Origin of the sequence: Massilia aurea (assembly GCF_040790145.1) — a bacterium.
GTDB classification, from domain to species: Bacteria; Pseudomonadota; Gammaproteobacteria; order Burkholderiales; family Burkholderiaceae_D; genus Telluria; species Telluria aurea_C.
The window spans coordinates 220603-240631 of the sequence record NZ_JBFMMP010000006.1 but is presented as its reverse complement, the minus strand read 5'-3'; the positions used below and the strand labels follow the sequence as shown (position 1 = coordinate 240631).

The 20029-nt window shown below is 64.9% G+C and carries 18 protein-coding genes and 1 tRNA gene; 6 read left to right on the top strand and 13 right to left on the bottom strand.

The genetic code is table 11. From position 1 onward, the window contains the following. Positions 1-51: 51 nt before the first annotated feature. From AB2N08_RS11995 to AB2N08_RS11950, 10 genes are all read right to left on the bottom strand, one after another. Complete coding sequence (locus AB2N08_RS11995) at positions 52-624, bottom strand: hypothetical protein (protein ID WP_367610869.1); 573 nt, start codon at positions 622-624, stop codon at positions 52-54. Further along, positions 605-988, bottom strand: a complete 384-nt coding sequence (locus AB2N08_RS11990; protein ID WP_367610868.1) for a hypothetical protein — start codon at positions 986-988, stop codon at positions 605-607. Before AB2N08_RS11990 ends, AB2N08_RS11995 begins: the two co-directional genes overlap by 20 nt. A gap of 9 nt (positions 989-997) precedes the next feature. Next, entirely contained in the window at positions 998-1468 is a 471-nt protein-coding gene (locus AB2N08_RS11985; RefSeq protein WP_367610914.1) for an Hcp family type VI secretion system effector, read from the bottom strand. A gap of 467 nt (positions 1469-1935) precedes the next feature. After that, on the bottom strand, positions 1936-2535 hold the full coding sequence (locus tag AB2N08_RS11980) for a hypothetical protein (RefSeq protein ID WP_367610867.1): 600 nt from the start codon (positions 2533-2535) through the stop codon (positions 1936-1938). A gap of 135 nt (positions 2536-2670) precedes the next feature. After that, positions 2671-4068 (bottom strand): S41 family peptidase, encoded by a 1398-nt coding sequence (locus AB2N08_RS11975; protein WP_367610866.1) that lies wholly within the window; start codon positions 4066-4068, stop codon positions 2671-2673. A 107-nt stretch (positions 4069-4175) separates the two neighbouring features. Next, positions 4176-5357, bottom strand: a complete 1182-nt coding sequence (locus AB2N08_RS11970) for a PA0069 family radical SAM protein (RefSeq protein ID WP_367610865.1) — start codon at positions 5355-5357, stop codon at positions 4176-4178. A 57-nt stretch (positions 5358-5414) separates the two neighbouring features. Continuing rightward, positions 5415-6032, bottom strand: coding sequence for a tRNA-uridine aminocarboxypropyltransferase (locus tag AB2N08_RS11965; protein ID WP_367610864.1), 618 nt, complete (start codon positions 6030-6032; stop codon positions 5415-5417). Beyond that, on the bottom strand, positions 6014-7396 hold the full coding sequence (locus tag AB2N08_RS11960; protein ID WP_367610863.1) for an efflux transporter outer membrane subunit: 1383 nt from the start codon (positions 7394-7396) through the stop codon (positions 6014-6016). Before AB2N08_RS11960 ends, AB2N08_RS11965 begins: the two co-directional genes overlap by 19 nt. Beyond that, the gene (locus AB2N08_RS11955) at positions 7393-8472 is read right to left on the bottom strand and encodes an HlyD family secretion protein (RefSeq protein ID WP_367610862.1); all 1080 of its coding nucleotides are present in this window, start codon (positions 8470-8472) and stop codon (positions 7393-7395) included. Before AB2N08_RS11955 ends, AB2N08_RS11960 begins: the two co-directional genes overlap by 4 nt. A gap of 1 nt (position 8473) precedes the next feature. Then, a complete protein-coding gene (locus AB2N08_RS11950; RefSeq protein WP_367610861.1) occupies positions 8474-10150 on the bottom strand; it encodes an MFS transporter in 1677 nt (558 codons plus the stop codon). Positions 10151-10348: 198 nt separating this feature from the next. Between AB2N08_RS11950 and AB2N08_RS11945 the strand changes: the two genes are divergently transcribed. Both AB2N08_RS11945 and AB2N08_RS11940 read left to right on the top strand, forming a co-directional pair. Beyond that, positions 10349-11620, top strand: coding sequence for a dienelactone hydrolase family protein (locus tag AB2N08_RS11945; protein ID WP_367610860.1), 1272 nt, complete (start codon positions 10349-10351; stop codon positions 11618-11620). Positions 11621-11757: 137 nt separating this feature from the next. Further along, the gene (locus AB2N08_RS11940; protein WP_367610859.1) at positions 11758-12951 is read left to right on the top strand and encodes an esterase/lipase family protein; all 1194 of its coding nucleotides are present in this window, start codon (positions 11758-11760) and stop codon (positions 12949-12951) included. A gap of 2 nt (positions 12952-12953) precedes the next feature. On the opposite strand, the gene AB2N08_RS11935 is transcribed toward AB2N08_RS11940, so the two are convergent. Next, positions 12954-13505, bottom strand: coding sequence for a DUF2325 domain-containing protein (locus tag AB2N08_RS11935; protein ID WP_367610858.1), 552 nt, complete (start codon positions 13503-13505; stop codon positions 12954-12956). Positions 13506-13663: 158 nt separating this feature from the next. Here AB2N08_RS11935 and AB2N08_RS11930 point away from each other — a divergent pair, with 158 nt between their 5' ends. Then, complete coding sequence (locus AB2N08_RS11930) at positions 13664-15922, top strand: ATP-binding protein (protein ID WP_367610857.1); 2259 nt, start codon at positions 13664-13666, stop codon at positions 15920-15922. Further along, positions 15915-16370, top strand: a complete 456-nt coding sequence (locus AB2N08_RS11925) for a response regulator (protein WP_367610856.1) — start codon at positions 15915-15917, stop codon at positions 16368-16370. The genes AB2N08_RS11930 and AB2N08_RS11925 overlap by 8 nt, the downstream gene beginning before the upstream one ends. Here AB2N08_RS11925 and AB2N08_RS11920 read toward each other — a convergent pair. After that, positions 16352-18001: a response regulator gene (locus AB2N08_RS11920; protein ID WP_367610855.1), complete on the bottom strand. Its 1650-nt coding sequence runs from the start codon at positions 17999-18001 to the stop codon at positions 16352-16354. The genes AB2N08_RS11925 and AB2N08_RS11920 overlap by 19 nt on opposite strands. Positions 18002-18166: 165 nt before the next feature. Between AB2N08_RS11920 and AB2N08_RS11915 the strand changes: the two genes are divergently transcribed. Further along, entirely contained in the window at positions 18167-18481 is a 315-nt protein-coding gene (locus AB2N08_RS11915; protein ID WP_367610854.1) for an HNH endonuclease, read from the top strand. A gap of 57 nt (positions 18482-18538) precedes the next feature. On the opposite strand, the gene AB2N08_RS11910 is transcribed toward AB2N08_RS11915, so the two are convergent. After that, positions 18539-18614, bottom strand: a tRNA-Asn gene (locus tag AB2N08_RS11910). A 133-nt stretch (positions 18615-18747) separates the two neighbouring features. Between AB2N08_RS11910 and purT the strand changes: the two genes are divergently transcribed. After that, entirely contained in the window at positions 18748-19962 is a 1215-nt protein-coding gene (purT, locus tag AB2N08_RS11905; protein ID WP_367610853.1) for a formate-dependent phosphoribosylglycinamide formyltransferase, read from the top strand. The last annotated feature ends 67 nt before the right edge of the window (positions 19963-20029 follow it).

Sequence of the window (20029 nt, the reverse complement as noted above, 5' to 3'; positions counted from 1 at the left end):
TAGATTGGATTGGCCGGTTGTCATTGAGTAGGTTATAGCTGCGGTTCCTGCCTACTTCTTCGGTACAAAATACGGTTTGAACGCGTCCTGCAATTCAGGGGAAAGTCTGTCGAAGTCGATCCTTTGATTCCTGATTTCGGCGCGTAACTGATCTGGACCGCCCACAGCTTGAACAAGACGTGCGGCAAGATCGCGGGCAAGTTTTTGGAGGATCGGAAGAGGCGTTTGATTGACGTCTCTCGCCAAAAATGATTCATCTGCCGGGTCGTCCATGCAGCTGTTTCCAGTGATGGCGTATAGCCCACCGCGTACTATTGGCTCGTAAAGAGACTGTCCTGCCTCCGGGTTGCGACGCTTCGAATATCCCGAAACAACATAGTAGGTCGTCGCCGCGTCATGCGCGCGTGCGAACACGCGCTCGTAGTGGATCCAGTTCTCGTTATCTCGCGAGCAAAGGCTGCTTACTTCGTCAGGCAGAGATTCAAGTTTGATGCCGGCATCCAGTCGCAGGCCCAAGGCCGGTTCGATCACATATCGAGGAGGATGATCGCCCGCCAGTGCTGCACCATTGGCGATCGTGAACAGGAAGGAAAGAACTGCGCGTTTAGTAGCGGTAGACAGCATGTTTTGGTTTCTCCTTGCGATAGGCTGGCCCGGCCCAAAAATCATTCTGGACGAAATCGGAGATCCAGCTTTTTCCGTCATATCCTGCCACGTGGCCCGCTGTGCTTCCCTTGTACGGCTCCATGACCATCACGTCACTCTTGAGGAAAGAAAATTTATCCGGGTCTGCGGCCGAGATTTTATGGAAGCCCAACATTTCCAGGGCTGGACCATACTCCTTCCCTCTCGGAGGATACTTGCCGTTGAAATCAGCGCCGCCAGCCTGCAGAGCTTTCCTCACATATTCGCCACACCGTCCCTTCCCATATTTTGGCAGTGCATTGCTGCGTAGATGCTTTGTGAACTTATCCAAGTCAATCAGCATCGCAGGCCTCTACGCAACCTTGTTCGCGACCAAGTCCCACCCACCGGCAGTGTTGCCCCCGGCGCCGCCGCCGATTCGCTGCTGGGTGTACCGCCATTTGATCTTTGAAAACTTCATATTGACAGTCTCGGACAAATAAGAATCATCGCCGCCGAGATGTGGACTCACCATGCCAATCAGGACGTTCTCAAGATCGATTTCGAAATATTTGACGCGTGCACCATCCGCGTCAGCCCTGAAGAACTCGACTTTCGCTTTCGGGATTGTTTTTCCCATTGCACAAGTCTGGGCCAGGATTGGCGAGGACAGATCGGCTACCTTGGAAAAGGAAATATCGGAAATTTCAACCCGTTCCGCTGTATGTCCACCGCCCGTTGAGGATGTGGCACTGCGAGGCTGATGCACACCCCAGTGAATGCCGGTGATTTCTATCCAGTCCCTGTGTTTGTCGTCTTGTGATTCGCCCTTGATACCGTCGATCTACAGATATACGTCAATTGCCATTTTCATATCCTCGATTGATGTTGGATTGCGCACTTGCTGGAACTTCGCGTTGGCATACTCGGCTACCTGCTGCTGCCTGGTTTTATAAGATCGCGTTTCGGAGCAGGCTGAACGCGATCCATGGGCGGTCGCTGAAGCGGAGTGTAATCAAGCCGTACTGTCGAGCTCGCTCGTGCACGTGGTATAGACGCGAAGTTCGCGAACTCAACAAAGAATTGTCGAACTGCGCTGAGCTGGAAGTTTTGACGAGAGTCAATCTTCGGCCGCACTGGTAATAATCGGCTGGCGGCCATTGCTTCCTCAAAGGAACCCGAATGGCTCGCGAAGTTTCTTCGGTAATACGCGCGGTCCCGCATTCGTGGGTGTACTTCATCACCTGCTGCGAGCAGTCGGGAAATGCATCTGCTGCCGATCTCAAAGAGCGGATAGACTTGGGTGCCCGATCAGCCGCCGAAGTTCAACGACGCGCCGCCTGGCCCGCTCATCCCACCCATCCCGCTGACGCCCGATCCCGGGCCACGGCCATTGCCGGGGCCGCCGCGCCGGTTCTGGTCGTCACGCTGCCCGCCCGGTGCGCCGCCGCCCTGGGCGCCATCAGGCACCACGCGCATCAGCTGCTCGCCAAGAAGGCGGGCAATGTGGCGGCGCTGGCTGTCATCGAGCCCGTCGTTCACGTCGAGCCACAGGGCGCGCAGTTGCCGGTCCTCGGCGTTGGCGGTCGCGATCTCCGTTTCGGTTGCCTGGTCGAGCTTGCGCAGGTCGACATCCGGGCTGGCCAGCGACGTCTTGGCCCACTCCTGGAGCGCTGTGCGGCGCCGGGCGCGATCGCGCAGTAATGCGCGCGACGCCGCTTCGGCCTTGTTCCACAAGATTTGCTGGTTGTCGCTCAAATCGAGCGTCTTCTTGACTGCGCCGGCCATCGGCAGCAGGTCTTCGGCGCGCAGATCGGTCAGCGGCACGGCAAGTACGGGCGCGGCGCCACCTATTGCAAACGCAAGCACGCAGGCACGCACGAGGCGCGAGGGAGACAGTTGAACTGGCATAGGAACTCTTGATAAAAGTGACGTACGTGCGGGAGAACGCGGGCAAGACGCCGCCTGGCACTGGCGGCATCGAACGAACGATTGGCGAGAAATATAATGGCCCGGCGTGCGACTGTCGTGGGCCTTTACGCAAACTTAATCCGCGCCATCGAGCGACTTCAGCACGGCGACGACATGCCGCAGGCCTGGGGCCAGTTTCCCCAGCAAACCGTTGGCGCCTGTTGCCTGCGCCGAGTCCGGCGCCAGCAACGTGACTGCGGCGGCCAGCGCCTTGTCGTCGCGCGTGCCGAACATGCGCGTGCTCTCGACTTCGGCACGTTTGGTGGGCGGGGCCGCTTCTTCTTCTTCAGGCAACATGGCCTCGAGATGCTGCGCCAGGTCTTCCTCGCGCAGCACCAGCCGCGTCGCATCGTTGCGGGCGCGCTCGGGCGCCACGATCACGTCCGGCGTGATCCCGTGCGCTTGGATTTCGTTGCCGTTGGGCGTGAAGTAGCGCGCCACCGTGAGCTTGACGGCGCTGTCGGCGGCCAGCGGGAAAATGCTCTGGATCGAGCCCTTGCCGAAGGTACGCGTGCCGAGCACCGTGGCGCGCCCGTGGTCTTGTAATGCGCCCGCCAGCAGTTCGGCGGACGATGCCGACGCCCCATTGACCAGCACTGCCAGCGGCACCGTGCGTGCCCATGCAGGCAAGTCGGCGAGCACGTCCGACTCGTCAGGCCGCTGGTAGAAGCGCGGGTCGACCGTGACGGTGGCATCAGCCCCGGTGGCACGCCCGCGCGCGGAAAATAATGCCGTACCCGGCGGCAGGAACGCGCCGGCCACGCCGACCGCCGCCGATACCAGACCGCCCGGATCATTGCGCACGTCGAGTACGATGCCGCGCGGCGCCGTTGCCGTATCGAGCGCTTTCAGGGCAGCCACCAGATCGTGCGCGGTGTTGCCTTCGAACGCCGACAGTTGAATCCAGGCGACGCCGCCCGCCATGGCGCGTGTTTTGACGGTCTGCGCCAGCAGCGCGGCCCGGCGCAGCTTGAGCGTGCGGACCGCACCCGCCCCGCCCTGCCGTATGCCGATCGCCAGGGCGCTGCCCGGAACGCCGCGCATGCGCCGCGCGATCTCTGGCAGGCGCATCCCGGAGAGCGTCGCGCCATCGATCGAGGCGACCACGTCGCCCGGCTCGATGCCGGCCCGATCCGCGGGCGAGTCTGCGGTGACCGCCGTGACGATCATGTCGGGGGCGTCGAGTTCGACGCTGATGCCGATCCCGGTGTACTCACCGGCATCGTCTTTCCGGACTTCATCGAGCTCGTCCTTGTCCAGGAAACTCGAGTGCGGATCGAGCGAGGCGAGCATGCCGGCGATTGCCCCGTCCAGCAGTTTCTTGTCGTCCGCGGCCTCGACATACCGGCTTTTTACCAGCGCATAGGCCGACAGCAGCGCCTCGAATTCGGCAGTGGGGACAACAACCGGCTCGCTGGCGCGGCAGCCAAATGCAAGCAGACAGAGCGCCAGGGCGGCATTGAATCGTTTCATGAATCGGTATCCTTTATGTTCATCCGATTCTCTGCTGCCCAGAGGTTGTGTGCGGTTAAGCGGTTGTAAGCAGGTGTAAGCGACTGGCTTGCGCGCCAGCGGCGCTGTCAGAACAGGGCCAACTGCGCTGCCGCCTGCGGGCTGCCGCGCCTGGCCGACGCCGGCACCGGCGCCGGCACCACCAGGGGGCGCCTGAATTGCGACGCATCGAGCCGGCCGAACCGGCCGCGCAATTCGGTCATGCCCAGGCGCGCGGCGGCTTTCTCGAAACGCTGCCGGATCAGGTCGGCCCACACGCCATCCCCATGCATGCGCCGTGCAAAATCACTGTCGTAATCTTTGCCGCCTCGCATGTCGCGGATGCGGTTCATCACCCGCTGCGCACGATCGGGAAAGTGCGCCTGCAGCCACTCTTGAAACAGTGGATTGACTTCGTGTGGCAGGCGCAGCACCGTGTAGTGCGCGCCGACGGCGCCAGCGTCGCGCGCGGCCTCGAGAATGCGTTCGATCTCGGGTTCGGTCACGAACGGGATGATCGGCGCCACGCTCACGCTGACCGGGATGCCGGCGTCGGTCAGGGTGCGGATCGTGCGCAGGCGCCGCATCGGCGCGGCAGCGCGCGGCTCCAATGTGCGCGAAATCTGCGCGTCGAGCGTCGTGATGGTCACGGCCGCGCACGCCAGGTTGTGCGCGGCCATCGGTGCGAGCAGGTCGATGTCGCGCTCGATCAGCGACGACTTGGTGATCAGGCCGGTCGGGTGGCGGCATTCTGCCAGCACCTCGAGCACCTGCCGGGTGATCTGGCGCTCGCGCTCGCACGGTTGGTAGGCGTCGGTGTTCACGCCAATGGCGATGTGCTCGGGCACATAGCCGGGCTTGGCGAGTTCGCGCCGCAGCAGGTCGGGCGCGTTGACCTTGGCGAACAGCCGGCTCTCGAAATCGAGCCCCGGCGACAGGCCGAGATAACTGTGCGAGGGCCGCGCGAAGCAGTAGATGCAGCCGTGCTCGCAACCGCGATACGGATTGAGCGAGACGCTGAACGGGATATCGGGCGAGGTATTGCGCGACAAGATGCTTTTGGCGAACTCGTCGGTGACGACCGTCTTGAACGCGGCCGGTTCGTCATGATCGTCGGGCCAGCCATCGTCGAAGCGTTCGCGGCCGTTGGGCTCATAGCGGCCCTGCAGGTTCGACACGGCACCCCGCCCCTTGCGCGCAATTGGCGGCGGCGCCAGCACCACGTGTTCATCCACCCGCTCGCGGCGAGTCAGCTCATCGGTGTCGATCATGGCCGGCGCTCCATACTGTATGTTTGTACAGTATATTACGCCGCTGTCCCGGCAAATTCAAGCGCGCACGTACGAAGCCTGTTGCGTGACAAACCCGTCGAAGGCAGCCAGCAGCGGCTGGAGGGCCCCGGTCGAACCTTCCAGCTGCCCCAGCGCCTGCGCCGCCGCCTCCAGGCTCGACAACTGATGCGGCGCGTGCGCCTTGCGGATGCGGTAGTTCGACGGCTCCACCTCTCGCAGCGCCAGTCGTGGCAAACGTTGCAGCGCCGGGTTCAGGTACAGCATCTTGCGGCTCTTGCGCCAGGTGGCGTCGAGCAGCACCAGCCGCAACGATGTTGCCGGCAGCGCCGGCATCGCAGGCGGCGCGGGCAGCAGCTGATCGCCGGTCGTGTCCGGATACAGCAACACCGGCGTGCGGCCATCCGCGTGCAGCAAGCCATCGAGTTCAGCGCCATCGAACGCCTCGCCCACCACCATCGCGCTGCCACGCACGCACAGGTGCAGCAGCCGCGCGCTGTTCTTGGCATTACCTACTTCCAGCGGATGCTGCAGGATCAGCAACTCCGCCTGCGCCTGAACCGGCCTGATCCAGCCACAGATACAGGCCGACTGCGCGCGCAGGCAGGTCGCACACACGGCGCGCTTCACGGCCAGCTTCACGGCGCCGGCGTCCATCCGCCACCCAGCGCCCGGTACAGGTCGACATGCGCCGCGAGCAAGCCGGCGCGCAGTTGCAGCGCCGCCAGATCGGCCGTGAACGCCGTGCGCTGCGCGTCGAGCTCTTCCAGATACGATGCGTAGCCATTCGTATAGCGGTTGTGCGCCACCCGCAGCACTTCGCCGGCCGCCGCGCGCCGCGCTTCGGCTTCGACCAGTTGTCGATGCAGCCCGTCAATCGACGCCAGCGCATTCTCGGTCTCGGCAAACGCCGTTCGCACGACGGTTTCATACCCATAGATGGCGCGGTCGCGCACCGTGCCGGCAATCTCGGCCTGGGCGCGCAGCCGTCCCGCATCGAACAACGGCGCCAGCACACTGCCGCCGATGCTCCACAGCTCCACAGGCGAGCGCAGCAGTTGCGCAACGCTGCGCCCCTCGGCGCCAAGCGAGGCCGTCAACCGGATCGACGGCAACAGCGCATCGCGCGCCACCGCCAGGCTGGCGTCGGCCGCCGCAACGGCTTGCTCGGCCTGGGCGATATCGGGCCGGCGCCGCAGCAGCTCGGACGGCAACCCGGCGGCTGGCGTCGGCTCGCGCAGCGCCAGCAAATCGGCCCCACGCGCCACCGCACCCGGACTCGCGCCCAGCAGCAGATTGAGTGCCTGCTCTTGCTGCGCCACCTGCCGTTCCAGCTGCGGCACCGTGCCCGCCGTCGCATGCAGTTCAGCCTCGGCCTGCGACATTTCAAGTCGCGAGCTGTAGCCCACTTCGAACTGGTGCCGCGCCAGGTTGTACGAGCGCTCGCGCGAGGCCAGCGTCGCCTTGGCCAGCGCCAGCTGGGCGTCCAGGCCCAGCAGGTTCAGGTAGCCCGACGCGGTATTGGCCGCCACCGCCAGCGCCGCCGCTTCCAGCGCCGCCTCTTGCGACAGCGCTTCGAACCGCGCCGCCTCGACACTGCCCGCCACGCGTCCGAACAGGTCGAGCTCGTAACTTGCCTGCACCGCACCCACCAGCGACGTCGATTCGACCGGCGTGCCGAACGGCCCGATCGAACGCGCCCGGGTCGGCGCCAGCGACACGTTCAACGCCGGCAGCCGCGCGCTATCGGCCACACGGATGCGTGCCTGGTATTCCTGCAGCCGCGCGCGGGCGATTTTCAGGTCGCCATTATTCGCCTGCGCCTGGCGCACCAGCGCATCCAGCGCCGGATCGCCAAACGCGCGCCACCACGCGCGCTCGACGCGCGCATCGGCGCCAGGCAAGGTGGTGCGCCACGCCACCGGCACGGTCACGGACGACGGCGGCGCCGGCTGCGGCGCCATCGCGCAGGCCGACAATAGCAATGGCAGCGTTGCCAGGCAGACCAGCCGCCGATTCACCGCTGCCCCGCTGTCGTGGCCGTATCGATCGTCGTCACCACCGACATCCCGGGGCGCAGGCGCTGGGCCAGCGGCTGATCCGGATCGATGCTGATGCGCACCGGAATGCGCTGGGCGATCTTGACGTAGTTGCCAGTGGCGTTGTCCGGCGCAATGACGGAAAACTCCGAGCCCGTCGCCGGCGCAATACGCTCGACGCGCCCGCGCAGCTTCGCGCCCCCCAGCGCATCGACGCTGAAGTTCACCGGCTGGCCGACCGCAACACGCGCCATCTGCGTCTCTTTCAGGTTGGCGATGATCCACATCTGGTTCGGCACCAGCGCCGTCAACTGGGCGCCGGCATTCACGTACGCGCCCTGGCGCACGGTCACTTGCCCCAGCTGGCCGTCGCGCGGCGCGGTGATATTGGTATTGGCCAGGTCGATCTCGGCCAGCTTCACGGCCGCCTCGGCGCTGGCCACCGCCGCTTCGAGCGCCGCGCGATTGACGCCGACCGAGGCCAGGTTCTGGCGGGCGATCTCGACGGCGGCGCGCGCCTGGTCGCGGCTGGCGCTGGATTGGGCGCGGGTGGCGCGGGCGGCGTCGAGCTCGCGCGCCGACAGCGAACCGTCGGCCGCCAGCTCTTCCACCCGGCGCAGGTCGGCGCTGCTGCGCTGCGCCTGCGCTTCGTTCGAGGCCAGCAACGCCTGGTTCTGGGCGATGGTGGCGCGGGCACTGGCATTGGTCTGTGCAAAATTGGCGAGCGCCGCCTGGCGATTGGCGAGCTCGGCCCGCGCCTGCGCCAGGCGCTGGATGGGAATCCGGTCGTCGATGCGCAGCAACAGCGCACCCTTCTTGACGGTCTGGAAATCCTGTACCCGCACCTCGGTGACATAACCGCTCAGTTGCGGGCTGATGATCGTCACCTGCCCGCGCACCAGCGCGTTCTCGGTCGCCTGCAGCGTGCTGCGAAACGGCGGCAGGTTCCAGGCATACAGCACGACGAGAACGCCGGCCAGCGCAATGGCAGCGAAGCCGAGCGCACTGAGAAGAATCTTGCGCGTTGGCCGCGCTGGGGTGAGGGCTGGTTCTGACATATCAATCGGTGATCGCAACAGGTGTGGGGGTGGCGGTGACGGGCATGGGCGAGGCTGGCGCCGGGGCAGCTGGCGCCGGGTGGTAATGCAGCCAGACGGCGTGCAGGAAAATCCAGGCTGCACTTGCGCTGGCGATCACGACGATCACCAGGAACACGTCGTTATAGGCCAGGATATTCGCTTCGCGCGTGGCGCTGGCGGACAGCGACGCCAGGCCCTGGCGGGTGCGCAGCGCAGGGTCGGCCAGCACCTGTCCGGCCGCTGCCGCGCCGGACTGGATGCGGCTGGCGACCAGCGGGTCGAGCGAACTGAGCTGCTCAACAATATTCGATGAGTGAAATTTCTCGCGCCAGACCTGGAAGGTGCCGACCAGCGCCGAGCCAAGCAGGCCGCCCAGGTTCTGCGTCAGGCCGAACAGCACCGAGAAGCTGATCAGCGCGCCGGGATTGCCGACCACGGTAAAGATCATCGAGATCAGCGATGGCCCGATGAACAGCGTGCCGCCAAACGCGAGCAGGCTCTGGCTCAGGTACATCTGCTCGGCACGGGTCTGGTTGCTGGCATGCGCGTCGAGCCAGGCGCCCAGCGCCATGAGCAGCAGCGCGATCACTTGCGGCGCGACCAGGTGAGCGACATCGACGGTCAGCGCCGACACCACGATGCCGGCGATGGTGGCCGCGAGCACGCAGGCGAACAGGGTCTGCATCTGGTCGTTGTCCAGCCCCACGGCGCGCAGGAAGCCGACCGCGCCGACGCTCTGCTCGGACAGCACGATGCGCACCAGCAGCAGCGACAACGCCACGCGCACGATATTGGCATTGGTCAGCCAGCGAATGTTCAACAACGGATTGGTGCGGTTGTGCTCGACGCACAGGGCGGCAGCGATCAATACAATCGAGACGGCCAGCGCAACGCCGATCCAGGGTGCTTCTTGCCACCAGTACAGGCGGCCGAATGTCAGCACCATGCACAGCAGCGCCATGCCGGGTGCGAACAGGGCGAACGTGATGAAATCGGCCGGGCGAAACGCCTGGAAACGGTCGCCCGGCGGCAGTTTCAGCAGCAGCACCGCGCCCAGCGAGACCAGTGTGAGCCCCAGTTCGAACAGGTACAGCCCGCGCCATTCGGCGATCTGCAACAGGTCGCCCGAGAAGATATATGCCAGCGGCAGCGCCAGCTGGGCCACGCCGAGCGAGGCCGCCATGCCTTTCAGGCGCCAGACCTTCTTGAAGGCCTGCAGCGTGTAGTACAGGCCAAGCGTCGACAGCGCCGCGCCGACCATGCCGTGGGCGGCGCGCACCGCGATGGCCGAGCCCAGGTCATTGACGAACAAATGGGCGAACGTCACCAGCGCGTACAGCACCAGGAAGAATTCGGTGAACAGGCGCAGCCCGAACTGTTGCCTGAATTTCACCAGGAGCAGGTTCATCGACACATTGGCCATCACATAGGCGGCCGGCAGCCAGGCGGTTTCGGTCTGGTAGGCGCCTAGCACGCCCTGCAGATGGATCAGGTTGACAGTGACCAGCGCGTTGCCCAGGCCACCGGTGATGGTGAGGAGAATGCCGACCGCCAGATAGGCGAATCGTAGCGGCGTCGGATGGGCCGGCGTCGACGGCGAGCCGGGCAGCATCGGCTTTTCGTCGGGGGTCCACTCGCGCGGCGCGTACTTGCTCATCCTCTGAAGTCCCTGAGATTGTCAGGCTCGCAATCATACTCCTTCGCCTGAAAACACGTCGGATGACACTTTCGCCACACACGAAAATTTAACTCGAAATTTGGTCAACCGGATATTGCTCTACAGATTTAGTGGCTCTAGACTGGATTTTATTCCATGCGGAAATTGTTCCGTAAGGCAGTATTACCAGAGTCATCCATGTCGAGAATCCAGTCCATCCGCACCCTGATCTCCGCTTCGATTGCCGCGCTGGCCCTGCTGCCGGCGTTCGCCCACTCGCAAGCACTGCCCGCTGCCGCGCCTGCGGCAAGCACGCTCGACTACCGCATGAACGAGCACGTCATCCAGGTGCCGGCCGGCCCGGACGACGTCACGCTCGAGACCACCGTGTTCCAGCCAAACGGCGCCGGCCCCTTCCCGCTGATCGTCATCAATCACGGCAAGGGCCCGGGCCGCCCCAACCTGCAGCCGCGCGACCGCTTCTATCACATGGCGTCCGTGTTCGTGAAACGCGGCTACGCGGTGATGGTGCCGATGCGCCAGGGCTTTTCGAAGTCAGGTGGGCGCTACCGCGATCGCGGCTGCGACATGACCGCCAATGGCTACACCCAGGCCGAAGACATCCGCGCCACCCTTGATTACGCCCGCCAGCAACCGTGGATCGATGGCGCGCGCATGATCGTGGCCGGCCAGTCTTACGGCGGCCTGGCGGCCATTGCACTGGGCACCGAAGCGTTGCCGGGCGTGCGCGGCCTGATCAATTTCGCGGGCGGCCTGCGCGACGACAGCGACCGCTGCGCGTGGCGCTCGCAACTGGTGTCGGCCTTTGCCGACTATGGCGCCAAGGCGAAAGTGCCGAGCTTGTGGATGTACGGACAGAACGATTCACTGTTCGGGCCGGAACTGGCCGGGCGCATGCACGCTGCCTATATCGGGGCCGGCGGCCGTGGGCGGCTGGTCGAGTTTCCGGCCTTTAAACGCGATGCGCACGGCATGCTGGCCAGCCGCGACGGCGAAAAAGTCTGGCTGCAAGATACAGAACAGTTCCTGCGCGAGATCGGTATGCCGACCGAGGTGGTGGTCGACGTGCCTGCCCCGCCCACACCGGCGCGGACCGATTATGCGCAGGTGGACGATATCGATGCGGTGCCGTTCCTGTCCGAGCATGGCCGGCGCGCCTACCGCGACTATCTGACCAAGATGACGCCGCGCGCGTTTGCCGTGTCGGCCAGCGGTGGCTGGACCTGGGCCGAGGAAGGCGAAGATCCGGATGGGCGCGCCCTGGCGACCTGCTCGGCCAAGAGCCGCGAACCCTGCCGGCTGTACTCGGTTGACGACTATGTGGTCTGGCATGACGAGCGGATCGACCAGGCCGAAAAGGCTGCGGCAACCGCGTCGGTCACGCCGGCGCCGACGCCAACCGCGGAATCCGATCCGACGACGTCGGTGGGCAGCACCACCGCGCGTTGATTGCACAGGCCTGTCAAGCGGCCTGCGCAGTTTTTGCTTCGTAAATTCGATTTGCTGCGCTCCAGGTCGATCCAGCGCAAACCCCGGGCGTGTTCAACCTCCGACAATGTGCCTGTTGCACTGACTGGAGAACACCGATGGTTCGTATCGTCCACGCCTGCGCCGCCGCGCTCACTGCCCTTGGCCTGCTGGCCGCCCCGGCCGCCTCTGCCGCGAATAACCATCCCGTCGTGCTCGTGCATGGCTTTCTCGGCTTCGGGCCGGAAGAATTCCAGCACAGCGGTTTTAATTACTGGGGCGGCTACGGCGACATCGCCTCGCACATGCAGGTCTATCGCGGGCCGCGCGCGGTGTTTGCCGCCGCGGTCGGCCCGGTGTCGTCGAACTGGGACCGCGCGGCCGACCTGTATGCCCAGATCAAGGGCGGCTGCGTCGACTATGGCAAGGCGCACGTCGCCACCCAGGGCCTGCCCGGCCAGGTGCAAAAGCCGCCCGGTAAATGCTGGGCCGCCAATCCAGGCGACAATCCACAAGCCTGGCCGCTGGCGCTGTATCCGCAGTGGGACCAGGCCCATCCGATCCACATGATCGGCCACAGCCAGGGCGGCACGACGATCCGGGCACTGATCCGGTTGCTGGAAAAAGGGGCCGGTTCGGACGAAGGCGATGGCGAACTGTTCAAGGGCGGCAAGACTGGCTGGATCCGCAGCGTGACGACGATTTCAGCGCCCCACAACGGCACCACGCTGACCGATGCCGTGTTTAACATTCTGCCCAATCTGCGCATTCCGCTGCGCGACGTGCTGGGGCACCGGGCGGCGGGCTGGGAGCTGGCGCCGGACGGCGCGCGCGAATTCAATCTGTGGGCGCTGACTTTCCCGCACATCTATTATTTTTCGGTGGGCACCGTGGCCACCGAAGGCGGCAGCTGGTGCTGCAACGGCACCGACCGCGCCATCGCGCCGATCCAGACGACGCTGTTCCAGTACCCGCGCGCCGACATGATGCCCTACTTCAAACCGTTTGCGGGCGAGTGGATCGTGCCGTCGGCCGGGCAGCGCGGCATGGGCAGCTACACCGTGAATCTGCCGAAGCGGGTGCGCATCGACAGCGACTGGTTCCCGAACGATGGCGTGGTCAACACGATCAGCATGCGCGCACCTGGCGGGCATCCGGTACGCGACTACGACGGCAAGCCAGTGCGGGGCACCTGGAACTTTCTTGGCAATTACAAGGGCTATGACCACTTCGATATCCTGAACTGGCCAAACCAGGGCCCGTCGGCCAATCCGCTGTACGAGCAGATCAGCGACATCATCTTTGCCCTGTAACGCTAGGGCGCAAGCACCTCGCCGGGCCGGTGGATGCGCACGATCTGCAAGCCATCCGGCTGGTCCACCAGCATGCACAGCTTGCCGGTGCGCTTGCAGTGGTCCTGCACCCGCCAGTAGTCGCCGTGGCTCATGCAGCCGGTCTGGCAGATGACCAGGTCGGCCGCTGCCACACTGGCTTCCCAGGCGGCGGGCAGTGGCTCATCGAGAGTTGGCGCACGCGTGGCCTGCCCCGCCAGATCGCGCCCGTGCAGCGTGTGCGTGAGGTCGTGCACGCGCGCCTGCAGCACTGCGATCTGCCGGCCCAGTGCAACGCGCCGCCCCAGCCCAGGCAGCGCCGCTTCGAGCGCCGCGCGGTCTTCGCGTTCCCACGCCAGCGCCGTTGCCGCGCGCACTGTCGCGGCCCGCGCGACGATCAGCTGCGCTTCCATGGCGGCGATGCGCGCGGCCTGCGCCACCAGCAGCGCGCTGCAACGCGCCTGCACTTCTGCATGCACCCGCAGCAACGTCACGTGCTCGCCAGCCAAACGATCGGCTTCCTGATTTGCGGCCATCGGCGCCTCCTGTTCCAGAAACAGCATGCATCTTAGATGAGAACGATTCTCATTTCAAGAGCGCGTCGAACGGGGGACAAATCGCCTCACGGCGATTGGAGGGCAAACTTTCACGTTACAATATGGTCCTGTTCACCTGTGCGTTAACCCGAAGGCCCATGACCCAGGCATCCCCCGACCAACTCGACATTTCCAGCTGCGCCAGCGAGCCGATCCGCACGCCTGGAAATATCCAGCCACACGGCTTCATGCTGACGTTGTCGCCCACGCTCGCCGTGTTGCAGGCCAGCGCCAACCTGCTCCCGCTGGCCGGCCTGGCGGCGGAAGCGGCAATTGGCCTGCCACTGGCGGCCGTCATCGGCGACGCATGCGGTGCGCGCATGGCGCAGGAACTGGGCAGCGATACGCTCGGCCAGCGCCCGATGTATCTCGGCACGGTCACGCTCGGCAATGGCCGCCATTTCGACGTGCTCGGCCACGTCTGGGACGGCCTGGTGATCGCCGAATTCGAATCGGTCGAGCGCGCCGAACCGGCTGATTTTCGCCATCTGTATCCGCTCATTACCGACTTTCTCGCCAAGGTCGGCGAGCATGCGTCGATTGCCGCACTGACCGACCTGGCAGCGCGCCACGTGCGCTCGGTCACCGGCTACGGCCGCGTGATGGTGTACCGGTTCGACCCGAGCGGCCACGGCCGCGTGGTGGCCGAGGCCAAGGCGCCCGAGTACGAGTCGTACCTGAACCAGTCCTTCCCCGCCAGCGATATCCCGTCGCAGGCGCGCGAGCTGTACACGCTCTCGCCGATCCGCCTGATCCAGGACGCCAATTACGAGGCCGCGCCGCTGTTCCCGGCCGCCAATCCGGTCACCGGCGGGCGCAACGACCTGTCGTTCGCCGCCCTGCGCAGCGTCTCGCCCGTGCACCTGCAATACATGCGCAATATGGGTACGCTAGCGTCGATGTCGGTGTCGCTGATCGTCAAGGGCAAGCTGTGGGGCCTGATCTCGTGCCACAACGCCGCGCCGTGTCCGGTGTCCGTTGAAAAGCGCACGGCCTGCGAGCAGCTGGGGCAGATCCTGGCGCTGTGCGTCGAGAGCCGCGAAGACAGCGCCGAGCTGCAGTTCCGCCTCGACGTGCGCCGCATCATGGTCGAGATGCTCGGCCACCTGACCAAGGGCGCCGACTTCGTCGATAACCTGAGCGGCGTGTTTGCCGAGCTGCTGCGCTTTGCGCGCGCCGGCGGCGTGGCCGTCGTGGTCGACGAACGGATCCTGACCTATGGCGACACGCCCGACGAGGCGGCGATCCGCGACCTGTCGACCTGGCTGGCCGTGCATGGCCATACCGAGGTGTTCCACACCGATGAGCTCGCCGCAGTGTATCCGCCGGCCAAGTCCTTTATTCACAATGCCAGCGGCTTGCTGGCGCTACCGATCTCGCGCATCCACCAGCATTACCTGCTGTGGTTCCGGCCCGAGCTGGTGCAGACCGTGGAATGGGCCGGCAATCCGTACGAGAAAGAAGCCGCGGCCGGTACGCCGGCACAACTGACGCCGCGCCAAAGCTTTGCCGCCTGGCGCGAAACCATCCATGGTCACAGCCTGCCGTGGCACGCCGCCGAGATCGAGCTGACCACCGAGTTTCGCACGGCCCTGCTGGGCATCGCACTCGAGCGCGCCGAGCAGATGGCCGAACTGGCCGAAGAACTGGGCCGCGCCAACAAGGAACTCGAAGCGTTCTCGTATTCGGTCTCGCACGACCTGCGCGCGCCGCTGCGCCACATCGCCGGCTTTTCGGATCTGCTGCTCGAGTCGGCCGGCAGCGAGGACGTGGCCCTGCGCCAGCGCTTTTTAAAGAACATCAAGGAATCGGCGCGCCTTGCCGGCAAGCTGGTCGACGACCTGCTGTCGTTCTCGCAGATGGGCCGCGCCGCGCTGCGCCCGACCCGCATCGACATGACCGACCTGGTATCGGGCTGCATCGACAAACTGGGCCTCGAGATCGGCCAGCGCCGCGTCGACTGGCACATCGACCGCATGCCGGTCGTGCAGGGCGACCCGAGCTTTCTGCACCTGGCGATGTTCAACCTGCTGTCCAACGCCGTCAAGTTCACCAAAGGGCGCGAGCTAGCCGTGATCCGCATCTGGGCTGAGGAAGACGGCGACGACTACGTCTTCCACGTGGCCGACAATGGCGCGGGTTTCAACCGCGACTACGTTCACAAGCTGTTCGGCGTGTTCCAGCGGCTGCACCGCATGGAAGACTTCCAGGGCACCGGCATTGGCCTGGCCAATGTGCGGCGCATCATCGAACGCCACAGCGGCCGCGTCTGGGCCGACTCGATCCAGGGCGAAGGCGCGACCTTCTCCTTTACACTTCCCAAACAAGCCACCACAGAACAAGGCACCCATGCTTAAGCCCATCCTCCTGGTAGAAGACAACCCACACGACCTGGAGCTCACCCTCATCGCATTGTCGAAGAGCCAGCTGGCCAACGAGGTCGTGGTGGTCCGCGACGGCGCCGAGGCGCTCGACTATCTGCACCGCCGCGGCGAGTTCGCCGACCGCCAGCTCGGCAGCCCGGCCGTGATCCTGCTCGACCTCAAATTGCCGAAGGTCGACGGCCTGGAAGTGCTCAAGGAAATTCGTCACACCGACGGCCTGAAATCGGTACCGGTGGTAATGCTGACTTCGTCCAAGGAAGAACAGGACGTGGTCAAGAGCTATGAGCTGGGTGTGAATGCGTATGTGGTCAAGCCGGTCGACTTCAATGAATTCGTGCGCGCGATTGCCGACCTAGGCATCTTCTGGGCGGTGCTCAACGAGCCGCCGCCAGGCTCGCACCGTTACATCAAGCCGAAGTGACTGGCCGTTTGCGGCTTGCCTGAAACACGGCGCGCACGGCGCAGCAGGTGACGGATGCGCGCACTGAGCGCATCCGGGTGATACGGTTTTTGCAGCAGGTGGACCGAGGCGTCCAGCTTGCCTTCGTGGGTCAGCACGCCCTCGGCATAGCCCGAGGTGTACAGCACTTCGCATTCCGGCAGGTGGCGCCGCACGATCTCGCCCAGCTGCAGGCTCGATAGCGGCCCCGGCATGATCACGTCGGTAAACACCAGGTCGATGTGCCGGCCTTCTTCGACCAGCACCGCGGCGCCGGCCGCATCGCTCGCTTCCAGCACCTCATACCCCAGCGCCGACAGGATGCCGCAGGTCGACGAGCGCACGTCTTCTTCGTCTTCGACCACCAGGATCGTCTCCAACCCGCCAGCCAGCGGCATGTGCACGGCCGGCTCCGGGTGTTCCGATGGCGTGGCGCTGCTGCGCGGCAGGTAGATGCGCACGCTGCTGCCCTTCCCGGGTTCGCTGCGCAGCACGATTTCGCCGCCCGACTGCTTGACGAAACCGTAGGCCATCGACAGGCCCAGGCCCGTGCCCTGCCCGGTGGGCTTGGTGGTGAAGAACGGCTCGAATGCACGAAGCAGCACGTCAGGCGGCATGCCCTTGCCGGTGTCGGCGATTTCGAGCATCACATAATCGCTGTGCGGCACTTCGGACGGCAGGTCGTCGTCGGCAGCGACATTGATGGCGCGGATGGTCAGCGTGCCACCATCGGGCATCGCGTCGCGCGCATTGATGACCAGGTTCAGCAGCACGTTATTCAGCTGGTTCGGATCGACCATGGTGCTGCCCAGTTCGGGCGCGACCTCGGTGTAGACACGGGTGCCGGCGCCCAGCACGCGGCGGGCCATGTCATCCATCTCGCGCAGCAGGTGGGTCGGATCGATCACGACCGACTGCAGCGGCTGGCGGCGCGCGAAGGCGAGCAGGTGCGACGCCAGCTTGGCGCCGCGCTCGACACCCGACAGCGCCATCTCGACGCGCGTGCGCGCGGCATCGTTCAGGTTGCCGATCATTTTCAGCAGTTGCAGATTGCCGCCGATGATTTGCAGCACGTTATTGAAATCGTGGGCGACGCCGCCGGTAAGCTGGCCGATCGCTTCCATCTTTTGCGCCTGGTGCAGCGCCAGCTGGCTGGCCGCGAGCTGCTCCTGGCTCAGGCGCAGCGAGGCAAACGCCTGGTCGCGCTCGCGCCGCGCAATGCAGGCGCCGCTGTGATACTGCACGCGCGCCACGAGCTCGCGCGGATCGGGCCACTTGACCATGTAGTCGTTGGCGCCGATGGCAAACGCCTTGGCCTTGGTGTCGGGGTCGTCTTCGGAAGACAGCAGGATGACCGGCACGTCGTGCGTGTCCGGGTGCGCACGCAGCATGGCGATCACGTCGAAGCCATCGACGCCGCCCGGCATGCGCAGATCGACAATCACAACGGTCGCTGCCACTTCACGCGCGACGTCGACGGCGCGCGCGGGGCTGGACTCATAACAGAGCTGATGGCCGACACAGCCTTTGAGACCGTGGGCGATGATGTCCTGAGCAAACGACTCGTCGTCGATCAACAGCACGGAACAAACGGCGGAGTTGTCTTCGATCATTGCAAACTGCGTCGCTTTCAAGGCTGGAGGAGGAACGTGCTGCACGAGAATTCGGCGTTAATTCTACACCAATACCATTTAACAAGCGCTCGGCACGCCGCGTATCGTTCCAGCAAATGCGGGTCACGACTTGTACAGCGAAAAACCGCCCTGCATATGCAGCGCATGCCCCATCACCAGGACACTGCCACGTTCGAGGATCCCTGCCCGCTGTGCGGCCGGCCGCTGGGGACCGAACACGTCGACCGCCACCACCTGATCCCGAAGACGTTCAAGGGACGCGACCAGTACCCGATCCACAAGATCTGCCATCGCAAGATCCACTCGGCATTTACCGAGCGCGAGCTGCTGCAGACGTATCACACATGGGAGGCGCTGCGCGGGCATGCGGATATCGCGGCGTTCATCGCGTGGGTAGCGAAGAAGCCAACGGGGTTTTATACGAAGACGTACACGGCCAACAAGAAGAAGGGACGCTGAACAACGCAGGGTTGAATGCAAAAAGGGCCGCATTCGCATGCGGCCCTTCTCTTGTTCTGGCTCCCCGACCTGGACTCGAACCAGGGACCTGCGGATTAACAGTCCGTCGCTCTACCAACTGAGCTATCAGGGAATTGAGGCAATATTATAGCCGGGCGATTCCGGTTTGACCAGAGCCGTGTGTGAATTGGCTGATCCGCTGCTTCGATAGTACCCTTTTGTTATAGTCGCAGCCTCACACCACCCATTTTGATACGCGAACCACCATGACCTCTTCACGCACACTCGGCACCCCGCTCTCTCCTTCCGCAACCCGCGTCATGCTGCTCGGCTCGGGCGAACTGGGCAAGGAAGTGATCATCTCCCTGCAACGGCTGGGCGTCGAGGTGATTGCCGTCGACCGTTATCCGAATGCGCCCGGCCATCAGGTCGCACACCGCGCGCACGTGATCGACATGACCGACGGCGCGGCGCTGGAAGCGCTGATCGCGCAGGAACGCCCGCACCTCGTGGTACCCGAGATCGAAGCGATCGCCACCGACAAGCTGGCCGAACTCGAAGCAGCCGGCCGCATCACCTGCATCCCCACCGCGCGCGCTGCGCAACTGACGATGAACCGCGAAGGCATCCGCCGCCTGGCTGCCGAAGAGCTGGGCCTGGCAACGTCGCCGTACCAGTTCGCCAGCAGCCTGGCCGAACTCCAGGTAGCGTGCGCCGCGGTCGGCTTCCCGTGCGTGGTCAAGCCGGTGATGTCGTCATCGGGCAAGGGCCAGTCGAAGCTCGATGGCGCGGGTGATGTGGCCGCCGCCTGGGATTACGCGGCCAGCGGCGGGCGCGTCGATGCGGGGCGGGTGATTGCCGAAGGGTTCATCGACTTCGATTACGAGATCACGCTGCTGACCGTGCGTTCGCTGGGCGCTGACGGCCAGGTCGAGACGAGCTTCTGCGATCCGATCGGCCACAAGCAGGTGCAGGGCGACTATGTCGAATCGTGGCAGCCGCATCCAATGCAGCCGCTGGCGCTGGAGCGTTCGCGCGAGATCGCGGCCAAGGTCACGGGTAATCTGGGCGGACTGGGCGTGTTTGGCGTGGAACTGTTCGTCAAGGGCGATATGGTGTGGTTCTCGGAAGTGAGCCCACGTCCGCATGACACCGGCATGGTGACGATGGCGAGCCAGGTGCAGAGCGAATTTGAATTGCATGCGAAGGCGATTCTGGGGCTGCCGGTGAATGTGGCCTTGCGCGCACCGGGGGCGTCGGCGGTGATCTATGGCCAGCTCGATGAGACGGGGATTGCCTTCGAGGGCGTGGGCGAGGCATTGCGGGCGCCGGGCGTGGATGTGCGCTTGTTTGGCAAGCCGGAATCGTTTGCGCGGCGGCGCATGGGCGTGGCGCTGGCGACGGCGGAGGATATCGAAACGGCGCGGGAGCAGGCGTTGGCGGCGGCGGCGAAGGTCAAGCCGGTGTCGGGCAAGCGTTAATCCTGCATGCTGGCTGGAGGCGCACAGGCCGCGCACCCGCCACCCTCACCAACGTCGTTCCCGCGGA

What these genes read in the sequence shown, in the direction of transcription:
- AB2N08_RS11995 (WP_367610869.1), bottom strand. Translation starts at nt 624, where the DNA reads ATGCTGTCTACCGCTACTAAACGCGCAGTTCTTTCCTTCCTGTTCACG.
- AB2N08_RS11990 (WP_367610868.1), bottom strand. Translation starts at nt 988, where the DNA reads ATGCTGATTGACTTGGATAAGTTCACAAAGCATCTACGCAGCAATGCA.
- AB2N08_RS11980 (WP_367610867.1), bottom strand. Translation starts at nt 2,535, where the DNA reads ATGCCAGTTCAACTGTCTCCCTCGCGCCTCGTGCGTGCCTGCGTGCTT.
- AB2N08_RS11975 (WP_367610866.1), bottom strand. Translation starts at nt 4,068, where the DNA reads ATGAAACGATTCAATGCCGCCCTGGCGCTCTGTCTGCTTGCATTTGGC.
- AB2N08_RS11970 (WP_367610865.1), bottom strand. Translation starts at nt 5,357, where the DNA reads ATGATCGACACCGATGAGCTGACTCGCCGCGAGCGGGTGGATGAACAC.
- AB2N08_RS11965 (WP_367610864.1), bottom strand. Translation starts at nt 6,032, where the DNA reads ATGGACGCCGGCGCCGTGAAGCTGGCCGTGAAGCGCGCCGTGTGTGCG.
- AB2N08_RS11955 (WP_367610862.1), bottom strand. Translation starts at nt 8,472, where the DNA reads ATGTCAGAACCAGCCCTCACCCCAGCGCGGCCAACGCGCAAGATTCTT.
- AB2N08_RS11950 (WP_367610861.1), bottom strand. Translation starts at nt 10,150, where the DNA reads ATGAGCAAGTACGCGCCGCGCGAGTGGACCCCCGACGAAAAGCCGATG.
- AB2N08_RS11945 (WP_367610860.1), top strand. Translation starts at nt 10,349, where the DNA reads ATGTCGAGAATCCAGTCCATCCGCACCCTGATCTCCGCTTCGATTGCC.
- AB2N08_RS11940 (WP_367610859.1), top strand. Translation starts at nt 11,758, where the DNA reads ATGGTTCGTATCGTCCACGCCTGCGCCGCCGCGCTCACTGCCCTTGGC.
- AB2N08_RS11935 (WP_367610858.1), bottom strand. Translation starts at nt 13,505, where the DNA reads ATGGCCGCAAATCAGGAAGCCGATCGTTTGGCTGGCGAGCACGTGACG.
- AB2N08_RS11930 (WP_367610857.1), top strand. Translation starts at nt 13,664, where the DNA reads ATGACCCAGGCATCCCCCGACCAACTCGACATTTCCAGCTGCGCCAGC.
- AB2N08_RS11925 (WP_367610856.1), top strand. Translation starts at nt 15,915, where the DNA reads ATGCTTAAGCCCATCCTCCTGGTAGAAGACAACCCACACGACCTGGAG.
- AB2N08_RS11920 (WP_367610855.1), bottom strand. Translation starts at nt 18,001, where the DNA reads ATGATCGAAGACAACTCCGCCGTTTGTTCCGTGCTGTTGATCGACGAC.
- AB2N08_RS11915 (WP_367610854.1), top strand. Translation starts at nt 18,167, where the DNA reads ATGCCCCATCACCAGGACACTGCCACGTTCGAGGATCCCTGCCCGCTG.
- purT (WP_367610853.1), top strand. Translation starts at nt 18,748, where the DNA reads ATGACCTCTTCACGCACACTCGGCACCCCGCTCTCTCCTTCCGCAACC.